Below are 20126 nucleotides of genomic sequence, written 5' to 3' on the forward strand. Positions count from 1 at the left end.
CCTTTCATCTCGTGCAAAAAATGCGTAATATACGCCGCCTTGCAGGCACAGTATGGTCATTTCTTAACTCATGCGTATCGGACACCACCAGCTCAGAAATCGCCTGATTGCAGCACCTATGGCTGGCATCACTGACAGACCATTCAGGACGCTGTGTTACGAGATGGGAGCGGGGTTAACCGTTTCAGAGATGATGTCCTCCAACCCGGAAGTGTGGGCGAGCGACAAATCTCGTTTGCGGATGGTCCATGTGGATGAGCCCGGTATTCGCACCGTGCAGATCGCAGGTAGCGTGCCGGAAGAGATGGCGGAAGCCGCACGCATTAACGTGGAAAGCGGCGCCCAGATTATTGATATCAATATGGGTTGCCCGGCCAAAAAGGTGAATCGCAAGCTGGCGGGCTCAGCCCTGCTGCAATACCCGGATCTGGTGAAGTCTATCCTTACCGCGGTAGTGAATGCAGTGGACGTTCCCGTTACGCTGAAGATTCGCACCGGTTGGGATCCGGCGAACCGTAACTGTGTAGAGATTGCCCAATTGGCTGAAGATTGTGGTATTCAGGCGCTGACCATTCACGGCCGTACACGCGCCTGTTTGTTTCAGGGTAACGCAGAATACGACAGCATTCGGACAGTTAAGCAGACGGTTTCCATTCCGGTTATCGCGAATGGCGACATTACTGACCCGCTTAAAGCCAGAGCTGTGCTCGACTATACAGGGGCGGATGCCCTGATGATAGGACGAGCCGCTCAGGGAAGACCCTGGATCTTCCGGGAAATCCAGCATTATCTGGACACTGGAGAGTTGCTGCCCCCCCTGCCGCTGGTAGAGGTTAAGCGCTTGCTTTGCGCGCACGTTCGGGAACTGCATGACTTTTACGGCCAGGCAAAAGGGTACCGAATCGCGCGTAAACACGTTTCCTGGTATCTTCAGGAACATGCTCCGGATGACCAGTTTCGGCGCACATTCAACGCCATAGAAGACGCCAGCGAACAGCTGGAGGCGTTGGAGGCATACTTCGAAAATTTTGCGTAAACAGAAATAAAGAGCTGACAGAACTATGTTCGAACAACGCGTAAATTCTGACGTACTGACCGTTTCTACCGTTAACTCTCAGGATCAGGTAACCCAAAAACCCCTGCGTGACTCGGTAAAACAGGCACTGAAGAACTATTTTGCTCAACTGAATGGTCAGGATGTGAACGACCTCTACGAGCTGGTACTGGCTGAAGTAGAACAGCCCCTGTTGGACATGGTGATGCAATACACCCGCGGCAACCAGACTCGCGCGGCGCTGATGATGGGTATCAACCGCGGCACGCTGCGTAAGAAACTGAAAAAATACGGCATGAACTGATAATAATCAGTTAACTTGCTGAATAAAAAGGCGCTAACCGGCATGGGGAAGCGCCTTTTTTGTTGTCCGTTATTTACAGACGAGAAAAATTTGGCTTAAGCCGCCGCTATTATTTCTCTTTCGCGTTGCCTGTTCTTTTTATCGGGCTGGAGGCAAATCATAAAAATAGCGACCGCTGGCGTGCTCAACGAAAGCGGAAGGGTGAGCGTTCTTTTTATCACCTGCCCTTTTAAGCTTACCGCGCAGGCGTGTTGAAAACGCATCAATACTTTGATTAATTAGCCTTTTTTGAAAAATGTCTCTCCTGAAATCGCCGAGAGTTAATAATAAAATTACACCATCTGTATTATATATTTTCCGTTTTTACACACCTCTACGTAATCACTGGCAATGTCTATCAAATCCATCTGAAAATAAGGGCCTTAAATCACTTTCCCGACAATTCTGGCAATGATAATGTCGGCGCTTTAATTCACATCTATTCTATTAAGTAAAACTGCGAGACGCTGTGACCCCTATGGATAACAACGCCATGCTGGTTAGTCATTATGACCAGATCCTGGTCGTGATCTCTTTTATTGTGGCCATCCTGGCTTCGTATACTGCGCTTAATATGGCTGCCCGGGTAACCACCAGTAGCGGCACGGCAGCGCGCGTCTGGCTCTGCGGCGGCAGTATTGCCATGGGCATCGGCATCTGGGCGATGCACTTCATTGGCATGCTGGCCATGAACCTGCCGATCGCGCTCAGCTATGATCCGCTGGTTACCGCTGTCTCTATGCTGATTGCGATAGGCTCTTCGTTTTTCGCGCTCTGGCTGGTGTGCGGCAATCAATTACAAATGTCCCGCTTATTACCGGGCTCGCTGGTGTTGGGCTGCGGAATAGCGGCCATGCACTATACCGGAATGGCGGCCTTGCTGGTGCAGCCTGGCATCGTCTGGAGTTGGCCCTGGGTTGCGCTGTCCATTGCCATCGCGCTGCTGGCGTCTGTCGCCGCGCTGTGGCTGACCTTTCATTTGCGTCGCGATGGCGGGCAAATGGCGCTGATGCGCGCCGGCGCGGCGGTAGTGATGGGCATCGCTATCGCCGGGATGCATTATACCGGCATGATGGCGGCTCACTTTCCTGATGGCACTCACGGCATGCATAGCGGCGTTAATAACGACTGGCTGGCTGTACTGGTCATTATGGTTACGCTATTCATTCTTGGCATTACGCTGCTGGTTTCTATGTTCGATGCCCGCCTGCAGGCCCGCACTTCGCTGCTCGCCTCTTCTCTTGCCGAGGCCAATCGCGAACTTGCTCAACTGGCGTTACAGGATACCCTGACGCGGCTGCCGAACCGTATTTTGCTGGAAGACCGTCTCGACCAGGCCATACACAAAGCGAACCGCGAGGACTCGCGTTTCGCGCTGATGTTTATGGACCTCGACGGTTTTAAAGCGGTGAATGATGCTTACGGGCATGATATTGGCGACCAACTGTTAATCGCCGTTACCGAGCGGCTAAAAGAGCTTCTGAAAGGACAATATACCCTGGCCCGTATTGGCGGCGACGAGTTTGTTCTGCTGGTGGAAACAGCAGAGCCGGACGATGCGGCGACGCTTGCCAGTGCGATGGTGCGCGCTATCGATACGCCCTTCTCAATTGAACATTATGAACTGCAGGTCACGCTGAGCGTAGGCATTGCCTTTTATCCTCATGACGGCAATAACGAACGTGAATTAATGTTTAACGCCGATGCGGCGATGTACCACACCAAGCATACCGGGCGTAATGGCTATAACTTCTTCCAGCCTTCGATGAATACGATGGCGCAAGCCCAGCTGCAATTGATGAATGACCTGTGGATGGCCCTGGAGCGTCAGGAGCTGCGGCTGGTTTATCAGCCAAAGTTTCAGGCGCCTGCCGGACCGGTTATCGGTTTTGAAGCCCTGCTGCGCTGGCAGCATCCGAAACGCGGACTGCTGTCGCCCGATCTTTTTCTGCCGCTGGCGGAAAAAACCGGCATGATCATTCCCATCGGCGACTGGGTTCTGGATGAGGCCTGCCACCAGTTAAGCGAATGGCACCGTCAGGGGCATACGCAATGGTCAGTCGCGGTTAATCTCTCTACGCTACAGTTTGAACAACCTTCGCTGATTGAGACCATTACCGGCTGCCTTGAGAAGTACACTATTCCGCCGGATAAACTCATTCTGGAAGTCACTGAAACCACGGCGATGAACAACCCGGATGAGAGCGTACGTATGCTCACGCGCCTGACCGATCTTGGTGTAAGAGCTTCTATTGATGATTTTGGTACGGGATACTCCAGCCTGCTTTATCTTAAGCGTCTGCCCGCCAGCGAGCTGAAAATTGACCGCGCCTTCGTTAATGAGCTAAGCGCCGACGGCGAAGATGCGACGATCGTATCCGCCATTGTCGCGCTGGCTAAAACGCTCAATCTGAAGGTTGTGGCTGAAGGCGTGGAGACAGTGGAGCAGCAGCAATTCCTGACCCGGCTCGGCTGTAATACGCTGCAGGGCTATTTACTTGGCAAGCCTCTGCCGCCTGACACTATCACTCGCCTGGGCGCGGATTTAGCCCACCATGGCGAAACGCAGCCTCAACTTCAGGAAGAGTAATCGGAACGTTATTCTCTGCGGCGGGCGTAAATTCAACGCTTGTCGCGGATAATGTCGCCACGTTTTCCTTATTATTCTGCGGCAGCATCATTAACATATTATCAACTATCTGCTGGGCCTGACTGTATAAGTTTATTGAGTCAGGCTTTAATAACCAATTTTTAACAATACCGCTCAGACAACCACAAAAAAGCGTAAGCGTAAGGTCAATATTTATGCTTTGCGATACCTGCCCGCTCGCTATGCACTGCCGAATGAGCGCAGCCATGCGTTCTTTATTAAAACCAAGCTGGCTACGAATCTCCTGCTCCGGGATCATCTCGCTATTAAATTCACATTTTTGATACAGAATCTGCATTAATGCGCGCCAGCGCGGATTACAGGAAACATATTGCAAGGCAAGCGTTAATGTTTCACGCAGCAACTGGAGCGGATTATGCAGCGTCTCAGAAGAAAGCAGCGGCGCAATGAGCTGTCGTACGGGCAACTGCTCTTTCCAGATTTCATTAAAAAGCGCCTCTTTGCTTTCGAAATGCCAGTAAACTGCGCCGCGCGTGACGCCTGCCGCTCGGGCGATGTCAGTAAGCGTGGTGCTGTTAAACCCGCGTGTAGCGAATTCTGTAATGGCAGCGTCGAGAAGCTGCTGACGCGTTTTAAGCGCATCAAGTTTTGTTTTTCGAGCCATAGATTTATTAAATAGTAAAATTAACGATATTTATTTTTTGAATGTTTAATTCGTCATGCGAACTTATGCTTTTTATTAACCGGCAACACACTAACGCACATCGAAATAAATAAATGCTGTGAATGCATCAACAGAATGAATTCAGATTATAAATAATAAACAAGCAGGCAATATATTATACCTATCGACGACCTCCTGCATGAATAAGCGGGCCTGGCATAATCTTATTTTTTTGCGTTTGCGTGCTTTCAATCCCCTCGAAAAATAAGGACTGCTTACATCGCCGCTTTATTATTTGTAGGATAGCACCTTGTTATTTTCTCGTTCACGCCTATTCCTGCTGCCCACCTGAGGGTGAATGGCGTGTTAGCGTTTTTTAAAGGAACAGCAATGACGAAACGTGTCGGGCTTTTATATTGGCCTCTTTCTTTTATTATCAGCGCCACGTTGCTGGCGGGATGCGACGACGATAACGGCGCCCATAATCAGGCAGCGGTTCCGCACGTCACTGTACATAACATAAAAAGCGCGCCGTTAACTATCACGACAGAACTGCCAGGCAGGACCTCCGCTTTTCGCGTTGCGGAGGTTCGTCCCCAGGTGAGCGGCATTATTCTCAAGCGCAACTTCACCGAAGGCAGCGACATCCGTGCCGGTGAATCGCTCTATCAAATTGATCCGGCAACCTATCAGGCCGCCTGGCAGAGCGCTAAAGGCGAACTGGCGAAAGCGCAGGCCGCCGCCGCTATCGCCCATCTTACGGTTAAGCGGTATGCCCCGCTCGCGGGCACGCAATACATTAGCAAGCAAGAATATGACCAGGCGCTGGCGAGCGCTAACCAGGCGGACGCCAGCGTGAAAGCCGCCCAGGCGGCAGTCAAAACGGCGGAGATAAATCTTGCTTATACGCGCGTAACCTCACCAGTCAGCGGCCGTATCGGCAAATCAAACGTGACGGAAGGCGCCCTGGTGACAAACGGTCAGGCCACCGCGTTAGCAACGGTGCAACAACTCGATCCGATGTACGTTGATGTCACCCAGTCGAGCACCGATTTCCAGCAACTCAGGAACGCCCTTACTCACGGGCAGCTTGAGCAGAATGGGCAAGGCGCTGTAGAGCTGGTGATGGAAAATGGTCAACCCTACCCGCTTAAAGGCACCCTGCAATTTTCCGACGTGACGGTGGATGAGAGCACGGGTTCTATTACGCTTCGCGCGGTTTTCCCAAACCCACAACATACTCTGCTGCCAGGCATGTTTGTGCGCGCGCGCATTGACGAAGGCGTTCGTCCGGACGCCATTCTGGTTCCTCAACAGGCGTTAACCCGCACGCCGCGCGGCGAGGCTACCGTCATGGTGGTGAATGCGCAAAACAAGGTCGAGGTGCGCACGGTGATTACCGGGCAAGCGGTAGGCGATAAATGGCTTGTGACCGCCGGACTAAAACCGGGCGAGAAGGTCATTGTCAGCGGGCTGCAAAGCGCAAGGGAGGGCGTCACGGTTAACGCCACGCCCGACAGTGCAGCGAAACCAGCGAGTTAAGGCGGCGCTATGGCTAATTTCTTTATTCAACGGCCTATTTTCGCCTGGGTGCTGGCGATTATCCTGATGATGGCGGGCGGTCTGGCTATTTTGCAGCTTCCCGTTGCCCAATATCCCACCATCGCCCCGCCGGCTATCGCCGTCACCGCGGTTTACCCGGGCGCGGATGCGCAAACGGTGCAGGATACGGTAACGCAGGTTATCGAACAGAACATGAACGGTATCGACAACCTGATGTATATGTCCTCCACCAGCGATTCCGCAGGCAATGTAACCGTCACGTTGACTTTCACCTCCGGTACCGATCCGGATATCGCCCAGGTGCAGGTACAGAACAAGCTTCAGCTTGCGATGCCGCTGCTGCCGCAGGAAGTGCAGCAGCAGGGCATCAGTGTAGAAAAAGCAAGCAGCAGCTTCCTGCTGGTTGCAGGCTTTATTACCAGCAACCCGGCGTTGACCCAGGAAGATATTTCCGATTACGTAGCATCCAATGTGAAGGATGCCATCAGCCGCACCAGCGGTGTGGGCGACGTCCAGCTCTTCGGCGCCCAGTACGCGATGCGTATCTGGCTCGATGCTAACCTGCTCAATAAATATCAACTTACGCCGCTGGACGTTATCAACCAGCTCAAGGCGCAGAACGACCAGATAGCGGCAGGCCAGCTTGGCGGCACGCCTGCGATACCAGGTCAGCAGCTGAACGCTTCTATCATCGCTCAGACGAGGCTAAAGGATCCGCAGCAATTCGCCCGCGTAACGCTCAAGGTAAATCAGGATGGTTCCGTCGTGCGGCTGAAAGATGTGGCGCGCATTGAGCTTGGCGGCGAAAACTACAATATGGTGACTAAAATCAACGGCCAGGCGGCAACGGGTCTTGGTATCAAGCTCGCCACCGGCGCGAATGCCCTGGATACCGCCGAAGCGATTAAAACGAAGCTGGCACAGATGCAAACCTTCTTCCCTCAGGGCATGAAGGTCGTTTATCCCTATGACACCACGCCATTTGTGAAGATCTCAATTCATGAGGTGGTTAAAACGCTGTTCGAGGCCATCATTCTGGTGTTCCTCGTTATGTATCTTTTTTTGCAAAACCTCCGCGCCACGCTCATTCCCACTATCGCCGTCCCGGTTGTACTGCTTGGCACGTTTGCTGTGCTGGCGGCCTTCGGCTATTCCATTAATACCCTGACGATGTTCGGCATGGTGCTGGCGATAGGGCTACTGGTTGACGACGCCATCGTGGTGGTGGAAAACGTCGAGCGCGTTATGGCGGAGGAACATTTGCCGCCGAAACAAGCGACGCAGGTGTCGATGCAGCAGATTCAGGGCGCGCTGGTGGGGATTGCCATGGTGCTCTCCGCCGTGTTTGTGCCGATGGCGTTTTTTGGCGGCTCAACCGGTGCGATTTATCGCCAGTTCTCGGTGACTATCGTGGCGGCGATGGCGCTTTCGGTCCTGGTGGCGCTGATTCTGACGCCTGCGCTGTGCGCCACGCTGCTTAAGCCGCACAATCCTGAACATCAGGCCCGCCAGCTACGCTTCTTCGCCTGGTTCAACAAAAAGTTCGACGACAGCACGCACCACTATACGCAGAGCGTGAGCGGCATTCTTGCGAATACCGGGCGTTACTTGCTGCTTTATCTGTTGATTGTCGGCGGCATGGCCGTCCTGTTTTTGCGCCTGCCCAGCGCCTTCCTGCCGGAGGAGGATCAGGGCGTCTTTATGACCATGGTGCAACTGCCTGCCGGGGCAACGCAGGCGCGCACGCAGCAGGTGCTGGATCAAGTGCAACATTACTACCTGACAGCAGAGAAAGAGAATGTCGAATCAGTCTTTACCGTTAGCGGCTTTAGCTTTAGCGGTCAGGGGCAAAACGCAGGTATTGCCTTTGTTAGCCTGAAACCCTGGGAGGAAAGGCCGGGCAGTGAAAACAATGTCGAAGCCATTGTTGGCCGCGCTACCGGCGCTTTCTCGCAAATTCAGGACGGCATGGTGTTCCCCTTCAACCTGCCCGCTATTCTTGAACTCGGTACCGCAACAGGTTTTGACTTCGAACTGACAGATCAGGCCAACCTGGGACATAACGCGCTGACGCAGGCACGCAACCAGTTACTTAGCATGGTGAAAGCACGCCCCGACCTGCTGGTTCGCGTGCGCCCCAACGGCCTTGAAGACACGCCGCAGTTTAAGCTGGAAGTGGACCAGGATAAGGCGCAGGCGCTGGGCGTGTCGGTTTCCGACATCAACCAGACGATTTCCACTGCGCTTGGCGGCACCTATGTAAATGACTTTATCGACCGCGGACGCGTGAAGAAAGTCTATGTACAGGCAGATGCGCATTTTCGCATGCTGCCTGGCGATATTAACAACCTTTATGTCCGCGGCAGCAATGGACAAATGGTGCCTTTCTCCGCCTTTTCCTCTTCTCACTGGATGACCGGATCGCCGCGCCTGGAGCGCTATAACGGCGTACCGTCTATGGAGATCCTTGGCGAAGCGGCGCCCGGCAAAAGTACCGGCGAGGCGATGGCGTTGATGGAAGCGCTGGCCGCGAAACTGCCAGCGGGCATCGGCTATGACTGGACGGGGCTTTCTTATCAGGAGCGGCTCTCAGGCAACCAGGCGCCCTCGCTGTATGCCATCTCGTTAATCGTGGTTTTCCTGTGTCTTGCAGCGCTTTATGAAAGCTGGTCAATACCGTTTTCGGTCATGCTGGTGGTGCCGCTTGGCGTTATCGGCGCGCTGTTGGCGGCGACGCTGCGCGGACTGAATAATGACGTCTATTTCCAGGTGGGTTTGTTAACCACCATTGGTCTTTCAGCGAAAAACGCCATCCTGATTGTCGAATTCGCCAAGGACTTAATGGAGAAAGAAGGCAAAGGGCTTATCGAAGCGACGCTCGAAGCTGTACGGCTTCGTTTACGCCCGATTCTGATGACCTCGCTGGCGTTTATTCTTGGCGTACTGCCGCTGGTGCTGAATCACGGCGCGGGCAGCGGTGCCCAGAATGCCGTAGGCACCGGCGTGATGGGCGGCATGCTTTCCGCCACGTTGCTTGCCATTTTCTTTGTCCCGGTGTTCTTTGTCGTCATCCGTCGACGGTTTGGCAAAAGCCACGGCTAAAAGATAAACGAAAGGCGGCGCTTGTCGCCTTTCACTAAATAAACAAGGCGTTACATAAAAGAACATTTAAAAGCCTGAGATTTTATATTAAGATTTTTTACGCTTTCGCTCAGGTCGTGTTCCGATAAGCCATCTTGCTTTCAAATTATTTACTTTTTAGCGTTCTGTCTTTGCGCTCTCCATAATTTTCTCACTATTTCGCCTTAACCCCATTTTTCCCTCCATAATTTTTACAATGCACATGGATTGCAATTATTTCCCGGTGCCTGACGCAACCGCCGAATGATAAAATAGCGCCATCTGATTCAGTTAACCTGAAATGAAAAGCGTAAAAGCAGTGGGTTGCTGAAGGAGTATCTTGCTGAGGTAATATCATGAAAAACATTATCGCTATCGCACTGCTTTCCACCCTGCTGGCTGGCTGCGCCCACGACTCGCCTTGCGTACCCGTTTATGACGATCAGGGCCGTCTGGTGCACACTAATACCTGCATGAAAGGCACGACTCAGGATAACTGGGAAACGGCTGGCGCCATTGCCGGCGGCGCTGCTGCGGTGGCAGGGTTGACGATGGGCATCATCGCCCTGAGTAAATAACTCATTTTATTAAATAAAGCGCGGCCTGGCCGCGCTTTTTGCTTTATTAGGGTGCAACTGCCTTGTGAAAGGCACTTTTCTGGCATCACAACGGAGCAGGGAAATAACTCCACCGCTGAAACAACTCACGTTTTGTAAGCTCGTTTCGTTTTATTTCATTACGCTTCGTGAGTTAACTCACAAGCCGCTCCGATACTGAGCAGGCCAATATTCACGCTCGAAACCACTCTCTTTCCTTTTAATAAAGTGATGAAACTTTTTTGCGCCAAAATGTGGCGCAGGTTTCAGTTTCGCACCATTTCAGAGCGCTTAACTCTTTTTTTCACGGCTACACTTCGCTTATTGCATCCGCATGCCCCTTTCTGTAGCGAATGCAAACCTGGCACTCCGTTTGCTTTACCCACAATGGCTGATGCCACAGACAGGAAACAGGCGCCTCCCGGACGACCTGAAACTTATAACGATAATTTTCGCCACACAGGATGCATTATGAAAAAAGTGATAGCCACTCTGGCCGCAGCGGCCGCGCTGTTTGCTGTTGCCAATCAAGCCCACGCCGGCGCGACATTCGATGCGGTAAAAAAGAAAGGTTTTGTGCAGTGCGGTATTAGCGACGGGTTATCGGGTTTCTCTTATGCCGATGCCAGCGGCAAATTTACCGGGATTGATGTGGATGTTTGCCGTGGCGTGGCCGCAGCCATGTTTGGCGACGCCTCTAAGGTAAAATACACGCCGCTGACCGCTAAAGAGCGTTTTACCGCGCTTCAGTCTGGCGAAGTCGACATGCTTTCCCGGAACACGACGTGGACCTCTTCTCGCGACACGGGCATGGGCATGGCGTTTACCGGGGTCACCTATTACGACGGTATCGGCTTTCTCACGCATAACAAAGCAGGCCTGAAGAGCGCGAAAGAACTCGATGGCGCTACCGTTTGTATCCAGGCGGGGACTGATACTGAGCTGAACGTGGCGGACTACTTTAAAGCGAACAATATGAAGTACACCCCGGTCACTTTTGACCGCTCTGATGAATCCGCCAAAGCACTGGAATCCGGTCGTTGCGATACCCTTGCTTCCGACCAGTCACAGCTGTATGCGCTGCGCATTAAGCTGAGCAACCCCGCCGAATGGCTCGTTCTGCCTGAAGTTATCTCCAAGGAGCCGCTCGGTCCGGTCGTGCGCCGTGGCGATGACGAATGGTTCTCCGTGGTGCGCTGGACGCTGTTCGCCATGTTGAACGCCGAAGAGATGGGTGTGGATTCGAAAAACGTTGATGCGAAAGCGGCTAACCCGACCACGCCGGATATGGCGCATCTGCTGGGCAAAGAAGGCGATTACGGCAAGGATCTTAAGCTCGATAACAAATGGGCCTACAACATTGTGAAGCAGGTAGGCAACTACGCGGAAGTGTTCGAGCGCAACGTAGGTTCGGAAAGCCCGTTGAAGATCAAACGTGGTCAGAACAACCTCTGGAACAAAGGCGGGATCCAGTACGCTCCGCCGGTACGCTAACTGTTTGCTGTTACGGGCGCCGCATTGCGGCGTCCAGTCCGGAGTTATGGTCACTGAGGTTTATCTATGTCCCATCGCCGCCCAACCGTAAAAGGTGATTTATCCTTTTCCAATCCTGCGGTTCGCGCCTGGCTGTTCCAGATCCTCGCCGTTGCCGTTGTTCTTGCTATTGTCGCTTATCTGATCCACAACACTGTTACTAACCTGAATAACCGTGGGATTACTTCAGGGTTCGCTTTTCTTGAGCGTGGAGCGGGGTTTGGTATCGTCCAACACTTAATTGACTACCAGGAAGGCGATACCTATGGCCGCGTGTTTTTAGTCGGCTTGCTTAATACGCTGCTGGTTTCCGCACTCTGTATTGTCTTCGCTTCTGTTCTGGGCTTCTTCCTCGGGCTGGCTCGCCTTTCCGAAAACTGGCTGCTGCGAAAACTCTCCACGATTTATATTGAGACGTTCCGCAATATCCCCCCGCTGCTACAGATCTTTTTTTGGTATTTTGCCGTGTTGCGTAACCTTCCAGGGCCTCGCCAGGCGGTCAATGCTTTTGATCTGATGTTCCTTAGCAACCGAGGGCTTTATCTGCCTTCGCCCATGATGGGTGAAGGACTTATGGCGTTTTTCGTCGCGCTGGTGATTGCCGTCGTGGTGACTGTGGGTCTTTATCGCTTTAACAGCAAGCATCAAATAAAGACGGGTCAGTTGCGTCGTACATGGCCCATTGCTCTTGGGCTTATCATAGGGCTGCCGATAGCAGCGCATCTTGCCTATGGCCCGGCGCTGCACTGGGACGTGCCGGAGCTACGCGGTTTTAACTTTCGCGGCGGGCTTGCGTTGATTCCCGAGCTTGCGGCGCTGACGCTGGCGCTTTCGGTTTATACCTCTGCATTCATAGCGGAAATCATCCGCGCCGGCATTCAGTCGGTACCGCACGGCCAGCATGAAGCGGCTCGCTCGCTCGGCCTGCCTAATCCGGTAACGCTACGCCAGGTCATCATACCGCAGGCGCTGCGGGTGATTATTCCGCCGTTAACCAGTCAGTATCTCAATATTGTAAAAAACTCCTCACTGGCGGCCGCTATCGGTTATCCCGATATGGTGTCGCTGTTTGCCGGCACAGTGCTTAACCAGACTGGCCAGGCGATTGAAACCATCGCTATTACCATGTCGGTTTACTTGATCATCAGCCTGACGATTTCATTACTGATGAATATCTACAACCGACGTATTGCCCTGATAGAGCGCTGAGGATCCTATGTCGAAAGTTTTATTGTCGCCGGATGCCCCGGCAACGCCGGCAGGCTCTGGACGCGCTATTGCCTGGGCGCGTAAGAATCTCTTTTCCAGTTGGAGCAATAGCCTGCTGACGATTTTTTGTCTATGGCTGATGTGGGAGCTTATCCCGCCGCTGCTGAACTGGGCACTTTTTCAGGCTAACTGGACCGGCGAAACGCGAGCGGATTGCACCAAAGAAGGCGCGTGTTGGGTATTTATCCACGCCCGCTTTGGACAGTTCATGTATGGGCTTTATCCACACGATCAGCGCTGGCGAATTAACGTGGCGCTGATTATCGGCCTGTTTTCTATCGCACTGATGTTCTGGAAGGGGCTTCCTTCACGCGGACGTTATATTGCCTGCTGGGCGGTGGTTTACCCGTTATTGGTATGGGGCTTGCTGTACGGTGGTTTCCTTGGGCTGGAGCGGGTGGAAACGCGCCAGTGGGGCGGACTTACGCTTACGCTAATTATCGCTTCTGTCGGGATTGCCGGCGCGCTGCCGCTAGGTATTCTGCTGGCGCTGGGGCGACGCTCACGTATGCCAGTCGTGAGAATACTGTCGGTGATCTTCATTGAGTTCTGGCGCGGCGTGCCGTTAATCACCGTGCTCTTTATGTCCTCCGTTATGCTGCCGCTGTTTATGGCTGAAGGCACCAGCATCGACAAGCTGGTCCGTGCGCTGGTAGGCGTCATTTTATTTCAGTCCGCCTATGTTGCGGAAGTCGTGCGCGGGGGGCTGCAGGCATTGCCGAAAGGCCAGTACGAAGCCGCGGAATCGCTGGGGCTGGGTTACTGGAAAACGCAGGGGCTGGTCATTCTTCCGCAGGCGTTAAAGCTCGTTATCCCGGGCCTCGTGAATACCATCATCGCGTTATTTAAAGACACCAGTCTGGTCATCATCATCGGCCTGTTCGATCTTTTCAGCAGCGTGCAGCAGGCAACGGTCGACCCGGCCTGGTTGGGAATGTCGACCGAAGGCTATGTTTTTGCCGCGCTGGTTTACTGGATTTTCTGTTTCAGCATGTCGCGCTACAGCCAGCATCTGGAAAAGCGCTTTAACACCGGGCGTACACCGCACTAAGGAAATTTATGAGCCATATAACCACGCCAGCTACCGATGCGATGATTACGCTCGAAAATGTGAATAAATGGTATGGGCAGTTTCATGTGCTGAAGGATATTAATCTTAAAGTTAAACAAGGCGAGCGCATCGTTCTATGCGGCCCTTCAGGTTCGGGTAAATCGACCACTATCCGCTGCATTAACCATCTGGAGGAACATCAGCAGGGGCGAATTGTAGTAGACGGTATTGAACTGAACGATGATCTGCGCAATATCGAGCGCGTACGGACCGAAGTCGGCATGGTCTTTCAGCATTTCAATCTGTTCCCTCACCTTACCGTGCTGCAAAACTGTACGCTTGCGCCTATCTGGGTGCGAAAATTGCCGAAGAAAGAGGCTGAAGCGCTTGCTATGCATTACCTGGAGCGTGTACGTATTGCGGAACACGCCCATAAATTTCCGGGTCAGATTTCAGGTGGGCAGCAGCAGCGTGTCGCCATTGCGCGTTCGTTATGCATGAAGCCTAAAATTATGCTTTTCGACGAGCCAACCTCTGCCCTTGATCCAGAAATGGTGAAAGAAGTGTTAGATACGATGATTGGTCTGGCAGAATCGGGCATGACGATGCTTTGTGTGACACATGAGATGGGGTTCGCCCGTACTGTCGCCGATCGGGTCATTTTTATGGATCGCGGAGAGATTGTTGAACAGGCACCGCCGAATGAATTTTTTGCTAATCCTAAATCGGAGCGCACCCGGGCGTTCCTGTCTCAGGTAATCCATTAACCCCTTCTCCAATATAAAAAGGCCATCCTCAGGGATGGCCTTTTACTATTCATTACATTAGTTCGCCTGGCGCTTTGTTTGTTGGGTTACCACACGGTAAATGTTATTCAAAATAACGGCAGGCAGGTTACAGAAAGCAAAAAACCCGGTCATCAGACCGGGTTTTTTGCTTTGTTTGATGCCTGGCAGTTCCCTACTCTCGCATGGGGAGACCCCACACTACCATCGGCGCTACGGCGTTTCACTTCTGAGTTCGGCATGGGGTCAGGTGGGACCACCGCGCTACGGCCGCCAGGCAAATTCTTTTCTAAGCGCCGAACTTTAACCGAAAAAGTGGTGCTGATACCCAGAGTCGAACTGGGGACCTCACCCTTACCAAGGGTGCGCTCTACCAACTGAGCCATATCAGCACGCTAAAATTAATGCCTGGCAGTTCCCTACTCTCGCATGGGGAGACCCCACACTACCATCGGCGCTACGGCGTTTCACTTCTGAGTTCGGCATGGGGTCAGGTGGGACCACCGCGCTACGGCCGCCAGGCAGATTCTGTTCACCCACCGCTTGCGCCATGAGTGGTTATCCGTCACAAGCTGAAATTTCTCAAATCACGCCAAAACATCTTCGGCGTTGTAAGGTTAAGCCTCACGGTTCATTAGTACCGGTTAGCTCAACGCATCGCTGCGCTTACACACCCGGCCTATCAACGTCGTCGTCTTCAACGTTCCTTCAGGAGACTCGAAGTCTCAGGGAGAACTCATCTCGGGGCAAGTTTCGTGCTTAGATGCTTTCAGCACTTATCTCTTCCGCATTTAGCTACCGGGCAGTGCCATTGGCATGACAACCCGAACACCAGTGATGCGTTCACTCCGGTCCTCTCGTACTAGGAGCAACCCCCCTCAATTCTCCAGCGCCCACGGCAGATAGGGACCGAACTGTCTCACGACGTTCTAAACCCAGCTCGCGTACCACTTTAAATGGCGAACAGCCATACCCTTGGGACCTACTTCAGCCCCAGGATGTGATGAGCCGACATCGAGGTGCCAAACACCGCCGTCGATATGAACTCTTGGGCGGTATCAGCCTGTTATCCCCGGAGTACCTTTTATCCGTTGAGCGATGGCCCTTCCATACAGAACCACCGGATCACTATGACCTGCTTTCGCACCTGCTCGAGCCGTCACTCTCGCAGTCAAGCCAGCTTATGCCATTGCACTAACCTCCTGATGTCCGACCAGGATTAGCTGACCTTCGTGCTCCTCCGTTACACTTTGGGAGGAGACCGCCCCAGTCAAACTACCCACCAGACACTGTCCCCACGCCGGATCACGGCGCCAGGTTAGAACATCAAACATTAAAGGGTGGTATTTCAAGGTTGGCTCCACGCAGACTGGCGTCCACGCTTCAAAGCCTCCCACCTATCCTACACATCAAGGCTCAATGTTCAGTGTCAAGCTGTAGTAAAGGTTCACGGGGTCTTTCCGTCTTGCCGCGGGTACACTGCATCTTCACAGCGAGTTCAATTTCACTGAGTCTCGGGTGGAGACAGCCTGGCCATCATTACGCCATTCGTGCAGGTCGGAACTTACCCGACAAGGAATTTCGCTACCTTAGGACCGTTATAGTTACGGCCGCCGTTTACCGGGGCTTCGATCAGGAGCTTCTCTTGCGATAACCCCATCAATTAACCTTCCGGCACCGGGCAGGCGTCACACCGTATACGTCCACTTTCGTGTTTGCACAGTGCTGTGTTTTTAATAAACAGTTGCAGCCAGCTGGTATCTTCGACTGGTTTCAGCTCCGCGAGCAAGTCGCTTCACCTACGCACCAGCGTGCCTTCTCCCGAAGTTACGGCACCATTTTGCCTAGTTCCTTCACCCGAGTTCTCTCAAGCGCCTTGGTATTCTCTACCTGACCACCTGTGTCGGTTTGGGGTACGATTTCGTGTTACCTGATGCTTAGAGGCTTTTCCTGGAAGCAGGGCATTTGTTGCTTCAGCACCGTGGTGCCTCGTCATCACGCCTCAGTGTTAAAGTGAACCGGATTTACCTGGAACACCCACCTACACGCTTAAACCGGGACAACCGTCGCCCGGCCAACATAGCCTTCTCCGTCCCCCCTTCGCAGTAACACCAAGTACAGGAATATTAACCTGTTTCCCATCGACTACGCCTTTCGGCCTCGCCTTAGGGGTCGACTCACCCTGCCCCGATTAACGTTGGACAGGAACCCTTGGTCTTCCGGCGAGCGGGCTTTTCACCCGCTTTATCGTTACTTATGTCAGCATTCGCACTTCTGATACCTCCAGCAGACCTCACAGTCCACCTTCGACGGCTTACAGAACGCTCCCCTACCCAACAACACACAGTGTTGCTGCCGCAGCTTCGGTGCATGGTTTAGCCCCGTTACATCTTCCGCGCAGGCCGACTCGACCAGTGAGCTATTACGCTTTCTTTAAATGATGGCTGCTTCTAAGCCAACATCCTGGCTGTCTGGGCCTTCCCACATCGTTTCCCACTTAACCATGACTTTGGGACCTTAGCTGGCGGTCTGGGTTGTTTCCCTCTTCACGACGGACGTTAGCACCCGCCGTGTGTCTCCCGTGATAACATTCTCCGGTATTCGCAGTTTGCATCGGGTTGGTAAGCCGGGATGGCCCCCTAGCCGAAACAGTGCTCTACCCCCGGAGATGAATTCACGAGGCGCTACCTAAATAGCTTTCGGGGAGAACCAGCTATCTCCCGGTTTGATTGGCCTTTCACCCCCAGCCACAGGTCATCCGCTAATTTTTCAACATTAGTCGGTTCGGTCCTCCAGTTAGTGTTACCCAACCTTCAACCTGCCCATGGCTAGATCACCGGGTTTCGGGTCTATACCCTGCAACTTAACGCCCAATTAAGACTCGGTTTCCCTTCGGCTCCCCTATACGGTTAACCTTGCTACAGAATATAAGTCGCTGACCCATTATACAAAAGGTACGCAGTCACCCTCTTACGAAGGCTCCCACTGCTTGTACGTACACGGTTTCAGGTTCTGTTTCACTCCCCTCGCCGGGGTTCTTTTCGCCTTTCCCTCACGGTACTGGTTCACTATCGGTCAGTCAGGAGTATTTAGCCTTGGAGGATGGTCCCCCCATCTTCAGACAGGATATCACGTGTCCCGCCCTACTCATCGAGCTCACAACCTGTGTGCCTTCGTGTACGGGACTTTCACCCTGTATCGTGCGACTTTCCAGACGCTTCCACTGACACACAAGCTGATTCAGGCTCTGGGCTGTTCCCCGTTCGCTCGCCGCTACTGGGGGAATCTCGGTTGATTTCTTTTCCTCGGGGTACTTAGATGTTTCAGTTCCCCCGGTTCGCCTCGTTAGCCTATGTATTCAGCTAACGATAGTGCAACGGATTGCACTGGGTTTCCCCATTCGGACATCGTCGGTTATAACGCCTCATATCAGCTTACCGACGCTTTTCGCAGATTAGCACGTCCTTCATCGCCTCTGACTGCCAGGGCATCCACCGTGTACGCTTAGTCGCTTAACCTCACAACCCGAAGATGTTTCCTGAGAATCATCATCGTGCTGCAAGCATTTGAGAGACTCGAACACACTTTCGTGTGTCGTTTCAATTTTCAGCTTGTTCCGGATTGTTAAAGAGCAAATATCTCAAACGTGACTTTACAGTCAGTTTTGAGATATCGGTTGGTTGTGCCTTTCACCCACAGCCAAGCAAGTGGCGTCCCCTAGGGGATTCGAACCCCTGTTGCCGCCGTGAAAGGGCGGAGTCCTAACCGCTAGACGAAGGGGACACGAATGTCACGACTTCGCAGCCGTCTTGCTCATTACATCTATCAGACAATCTGTGTGAGCACTGCAGAGGCAGGTTCTTTAAGGTAAGGAGGTGATCCAACCGCAGGTTCCCCTACGGTTACCTTGTTACGACTTCACCCCAGTCATGAATCACAAAGTGGTAAGCGCCCTCCCGAAGGTTAAGCTACCTACTTCTTTTGCAACCCACTCCCATGGTGTGACGGGCGGTGTGTACAAGGCCCGGGAACGTATTCACCGTGGCATTCTGATCCACGATTACTAGCGATTCCGACTTCATGGAGTCGAGTTGCAGACTCCAATCCGGACTACGACGCACTTTATGAGGTCCGCTTGCTCTCGCGAGGTCGCTTCTCTTTGTATGCGCCATTGTAGCACGTGTGTAGCCCTGGCCGTAAGGGCCATGATGACTTGACGTCATCCCCACCTTCCTCCGGTTTATCACCGGCAGTCTCCTTTGAGTTCCCGGCCGGACCGCTGGCAACAAAGGATAAGGGTTGCGCTCGTTGCGGGACTTAACCCAACATTTCACAACACGAGCTGACGACAGCCATGCAGCACCTGTCTCAGAGTTCCCGAAGGCACCAATCCATCTCTGGAAAGTTCTCTGGATGTCAAGGCCAGGTAAGGTTCTTCGCGTTGCATCGAATTAAACCACATGCTCCACCGCTTGTGCGGGCCCCCGTCAATTCATTTGAGTTTTAACCTTGCGGCCGTACTCCCCAGGCGGTCGACTTAACGCGTTAGCTCCGGAAGCCACGCCTCAAGGGCACAACCTCCAAGTCGACATCGTTTACGGCGTGGACTACCAGGGTATCTAATCCTGTTTGCTCCCCACGCTTTCGCACCTGAGCGTCAGTCTTCGTCCAGGGGGCCGCCTTCGCCACCGGTATTCCTCCAGATCTCTACGCATTTCACCGCTACACCTGGAATTCTACCCCCCTCTACGAGACTCAAGCCTGCCAGTTTCAAATGCAGTTCCCGGGTTGAGCCCGGGGATTTCACATCTGACTTAACAGACCGCCTGCGTGCGCTTTACGCCCAGTAATTCCGATTAACGCTTGCACCCTCCGTATTACCGCGGCTGCTGGCACGGAGTTAGCCGGTGCTTCTTCTGTGAGTAACGTCAATCGCGATGCGTATTAAGCATCACGCCTTCCTCCTCACTGAAAGTACTTTACAACCCGAAGGCCTTCTTCATACACGCGGCATGGCTGCATCAGGCTTGCGCCCATTGTGCAATATTCCCCACTGCTGCCTCCCGTAGGAGTCTGGACCGTGTCTCAGTTCCAGTGTGGCTGGTCATCCTCTCAGACCAGCTAGGGATCGTCGCCTAGGTGAGCCGTTACCCCACCTACTAGCTAATCCCATCTGGGCACATCTGATGGCATGAGGCCCGAAGGTCCCCCACTTTGGTCTTGCGACATTATGCGGTATTAGCCACCGTTTCCAGTGGTTATCCCCCTCCATCAGGCAGTTTCCCAGACATTACTCACCCGTCCGCCGCTCGTCAGCGAATCAGCAAGCTGATCCCTGTTACCGCTCGACTTGCATGTGTTAGGCCTGCCGCCAGCGTTCAATCTGAGCCATGATCAAACTCTTCAATTAAAGTTTGATGCTCAATGTTTCTTTATTTCTAAAGAAAAGAACTTCGTAATGAATTACGTGTTCACTCGTTGAGACTTGGTATTCATTTTTCGTCTTGCGACGTTAAGAATCCAGTCCATCTGAGTGC

11 protein-coding genes, 2 tRNA genes and 4 rRNA genes are annotated in these 20126 nt (G+C 53.0%); 10 read left to right on the top strand and 7 right to left on the bottom strand.

Annotated elements, in window-relative coordinates; translation table 11 throughout:
- Window positions 1-70: 70 nt before the first annotated feature.
- The 3 genes from dusB to ACU4F7_RS19810 all read left to right on the top strand — a co-directional run bounded on the left by dusB (window position 71) and on the right by ACU4F7_RS19810 (window position 3987).
- Window positions 71-1036: a tRNA dihydrouridine synthase DusB gene (dusB, locus tag ACU4F7_RS19800; protein ID WP_024558873.1), complete on the top strand. Its 966-nt coding sequence runs from the start codon at window positions 71-73 to the stop codon at window positions 1034-1036.
- Between the two features lie 25 nt (window positions 1037-1061).
- Window positions 1062-1358 (top strand): DNA-binding transcriptional regulator Fis, encoded by a 297-nt coding sequence (fis, locus tag ACU4F7_RS19805; protein ID WP_000462905.1) that lies wholly within the window; start codon window positions 1062-1064, stop codon window positions 1356-1358.
- Window positions 1359-1890: 532 nt separating this feature from the next.
- A complete protein-coding gene (locus tag ACU4F7_RS19810) occupies window positions 1891-3987 on the top strand; it encodes a putative bifunctional diguanylate cyclase/phosphodiesterase (RefSeq protein ID WP_481638756.1) in 2097 nt (698 codons plus the stop codon).
- Here the strand turns inward: ACU4F7_RS19810 and envR are convergent.
- Entirely contained in the window at window positions 3923-4672 is a 750-nt protein-coding gene (envR, locus tag ACU4F7_RS19815; protein WP_481637613.1) for an acrEF/envCD operon transcriptional regulator, read from the bottom strand. The two genes, ACU4F7_RS19810 and envR, sit on opposite strands and share 65 nt — an antisense overlap.
- A 390-nt stretch (window positions 4673-5062) precedes the next feature.
- Between envR and ACU4F7_RS19820 the strand changes: the two genes are divergently transcribed.
- The 7 genes from ACU4F7_RS19820 (at window position 5063) to ACU4F7_RS19850 (ending at window position 14571) form a co-directional block, all read left to right on the top strand.
- Window positions 5063-6214, top strand: a complete 1152-nt coding sequence (locus ACU4F7_RS19820; RefSeq protein ID WP_029590169.1) for an efflux RND transporter periplasmic adaptor subunit — start codon at window positions 5063-5065, stop codon at window positions 6212-6214.
- A 9-nt stretch (window positions 6215-6223) separates the two neighbouring features.
- Window positions 6224-9337, top strand: a complete 3114-nt coding sequence (locus tag ACU4F7_RS19825; RefSeq protein ID WP_481637614.1) for an efflux RND transporter permease subunit — start codon at window positions 6224-6226, stop codon at window positions 9335-9337.
- Between the two features lie 374 nt (window positions 9338-9711).
- Entirely contained in the window at window positions 9712-9933 is a 222-nt protein-coding gene (locus tag ACU4F7_RS19830) for a hypothetical protein (RefSeq protein WP_481637615.1), read from the top strand.
- A 486-nt stretch (window positions 9934-10419) separates the two neighbouring features.
- Window positions 10420-11445, top strand: a complete 1026-nt coding sequence (locus tag ACU4F7_RS19835) for an amino acid ABC transporter substrate-binding protein (protein WP_481638757.1) — start codon at window positions 10420-10422, stop codon at window positions 11443-11445.
- Window positions 11446-11511: 66 nt separating this feature from the next.
- Window positions 11512-12693, top strand: coding sequence for an amino acid ABC transporter permease (locus tag ACU4F7_RS19840; RefSeq protein WP_481637616.1), 1182 nt, complete (start codon window positions 11512-11514; stop codon window positions 12691-12693).
- 7 nt (window positions 12694-12700) lie between these two features.
- Window positions 12701-13804: an amino acid ABC transporter permease gene (locus ACU4F7_RS19845; protein WP_481637617.1), complete on the top strand. Its 1104-nt coding sequence runs from the start codon at window positions 12701-12703 to the stop codon at window positions 13802-13804.
- Window positions 13805-13812: 8 nt separating this feature from the next.
- A complete protein-coding gene (locus tag ACU4F7_RS19850) occupies window positions 13813-14571 on the top strand; it encodes an amino acid ABC transporter ATP-binding protein (protein WP_024558882.1) in 759 nt (252 codons plus the stop codon).
- A 180-nt stretch (window positions 14572-14751) separates the two neighbouring features.
- Here the strand turns inward: ACU4F7_RS19850 and rrf (ACU4F7_RS19855) are convergent.
- The 6 genes from rrf (ACU4F7_RS19855) to ACU4F7_RS19880 form a co-directional block, all read right to left on the bottom strand.
- A 5S ribosomal RNA gene (rrf, locus tag ACU4F7_RS19855) occupies window positions 14752-14867 on the bottom strand.
- Window positions 14868-14905: 38 nt separating this feature from the next.
- A tRNA-Thr gene (locus tag ACU4F7_RS19860) sits at window positions 14906-14981 on the bottom strand.
- Between the two features lie 14 nt (window positions 14982-14995).
- Window positions 14996-15111: ribosomal RNA gene (rrf, locus tag ACU4F7_RS19865) — 5S ribosomal RNA — on the bottom strand.
- A 91-nt stretch (window positions 15112-15202) separates the two neighbouring features.
- Window positions 15203-18107: ribosomal RNA gene (locus tag ACU4F7_RS19870) — 23S ribosomal RNA — on the bottom strand.
- A gap of 190 nt (window positions 18108-18297) precedes the next feature.
- Window positions 18298-18372 (bottom strand) — tRNA-Glu (locus ACU4F7_RS19875).
- A gap of 85 nt (window positions 18373-18457) precedes the next feature.
- Window positions 18458-19999, bottom strand: a 16S ribosomal RNA gene (locus ACU4F7_RS19880).
- The 16S, 23S and 5S rRNA genes sit together here with 2 tRNA genes alongside, the layout of an rRNA operon.
- Window positions 20000-20126 lie beyond the last annotated feature (127 nt).

Source organism: Franconibacter pulveris, assembly GCF_056780215.1.

What these genes read in the sequence shown, in the direction of transcription:
- ACU4F7_RS19810 (WP_481638756.1), top strand. Translation starts at nt 1,891, where the DNA reads ATGCTGGTTAGTCATTATGACCAGATCCTGGTCGTGATCTCTTTTATT.
- ACU4F7_RS19825 (WP_481637614.1), top strand. Translation starts at nt 6,224, where the DNA reads ATGGCTAATTTCTTTATTCAACGGCCTATTTTCGCCTGGGTGCTGGCG.
- ACU4F7_RS19840 (WP_481637616.1), top strand. Translation starts at nt 11,512, where the DNA reads ATGTCCCATCGCCGCCCAACCGTAAAAGGTGATTTATCCTTTTCCAAT.
- ACU4F7_RS19845 (WP_481637617.1), top strand. Translation starts at nt 12,701, where the DNA reads ATGTCGAAAGTTTTATTGTCGCCGGATGCCCCGGCAACGCCGGCAGGC.
- dusB (WP_024558873.1), top strand. Translation starts at nt 71, where the DNA reads ATGCGTATCGGACACCACCAGCTCAGAAATCGCCTGATTGCAGCACCT.
- envR (WP_481637613.1), bottom strand. Translation starts at nt 4,672, where the DNA reads ATGGCTCGAAAAACAAAACTTGATGCGCTTAAAACGCGTCAGCAGCTT.
- ACU4F7_RS19830 (WP_481637615.1), top strand. Translation starts at nt 9,712, where the DNA reads ATGAAAAACATTATCGCTATCGCACTGCTTTCCACCCTGCTGGCTGGC.
- ACU4F7_RS19850 (WP_024558882.1), top strand. Translation starts at nt 13,813, where the DNA reads ATGAGCCATATAACCACGCCAGCTACCGATGCGATGATTACGCTCGAA.
- ACU4F7_RS19820 (WP_029590169.1), top strand. Translation starts at nt 5,063, where the DNA reads ATGACGAAACGTGTCGGGCTTTTATATTGGCCTCTTTCTTTTATTATC.
- fis (WP_000462905.1), top strand. Translation starts at nt 1,062, where the DNA reads ATGTTCGAACAACGCGTAAATTCTGACGTACTGACCGTTTCTACCGTT.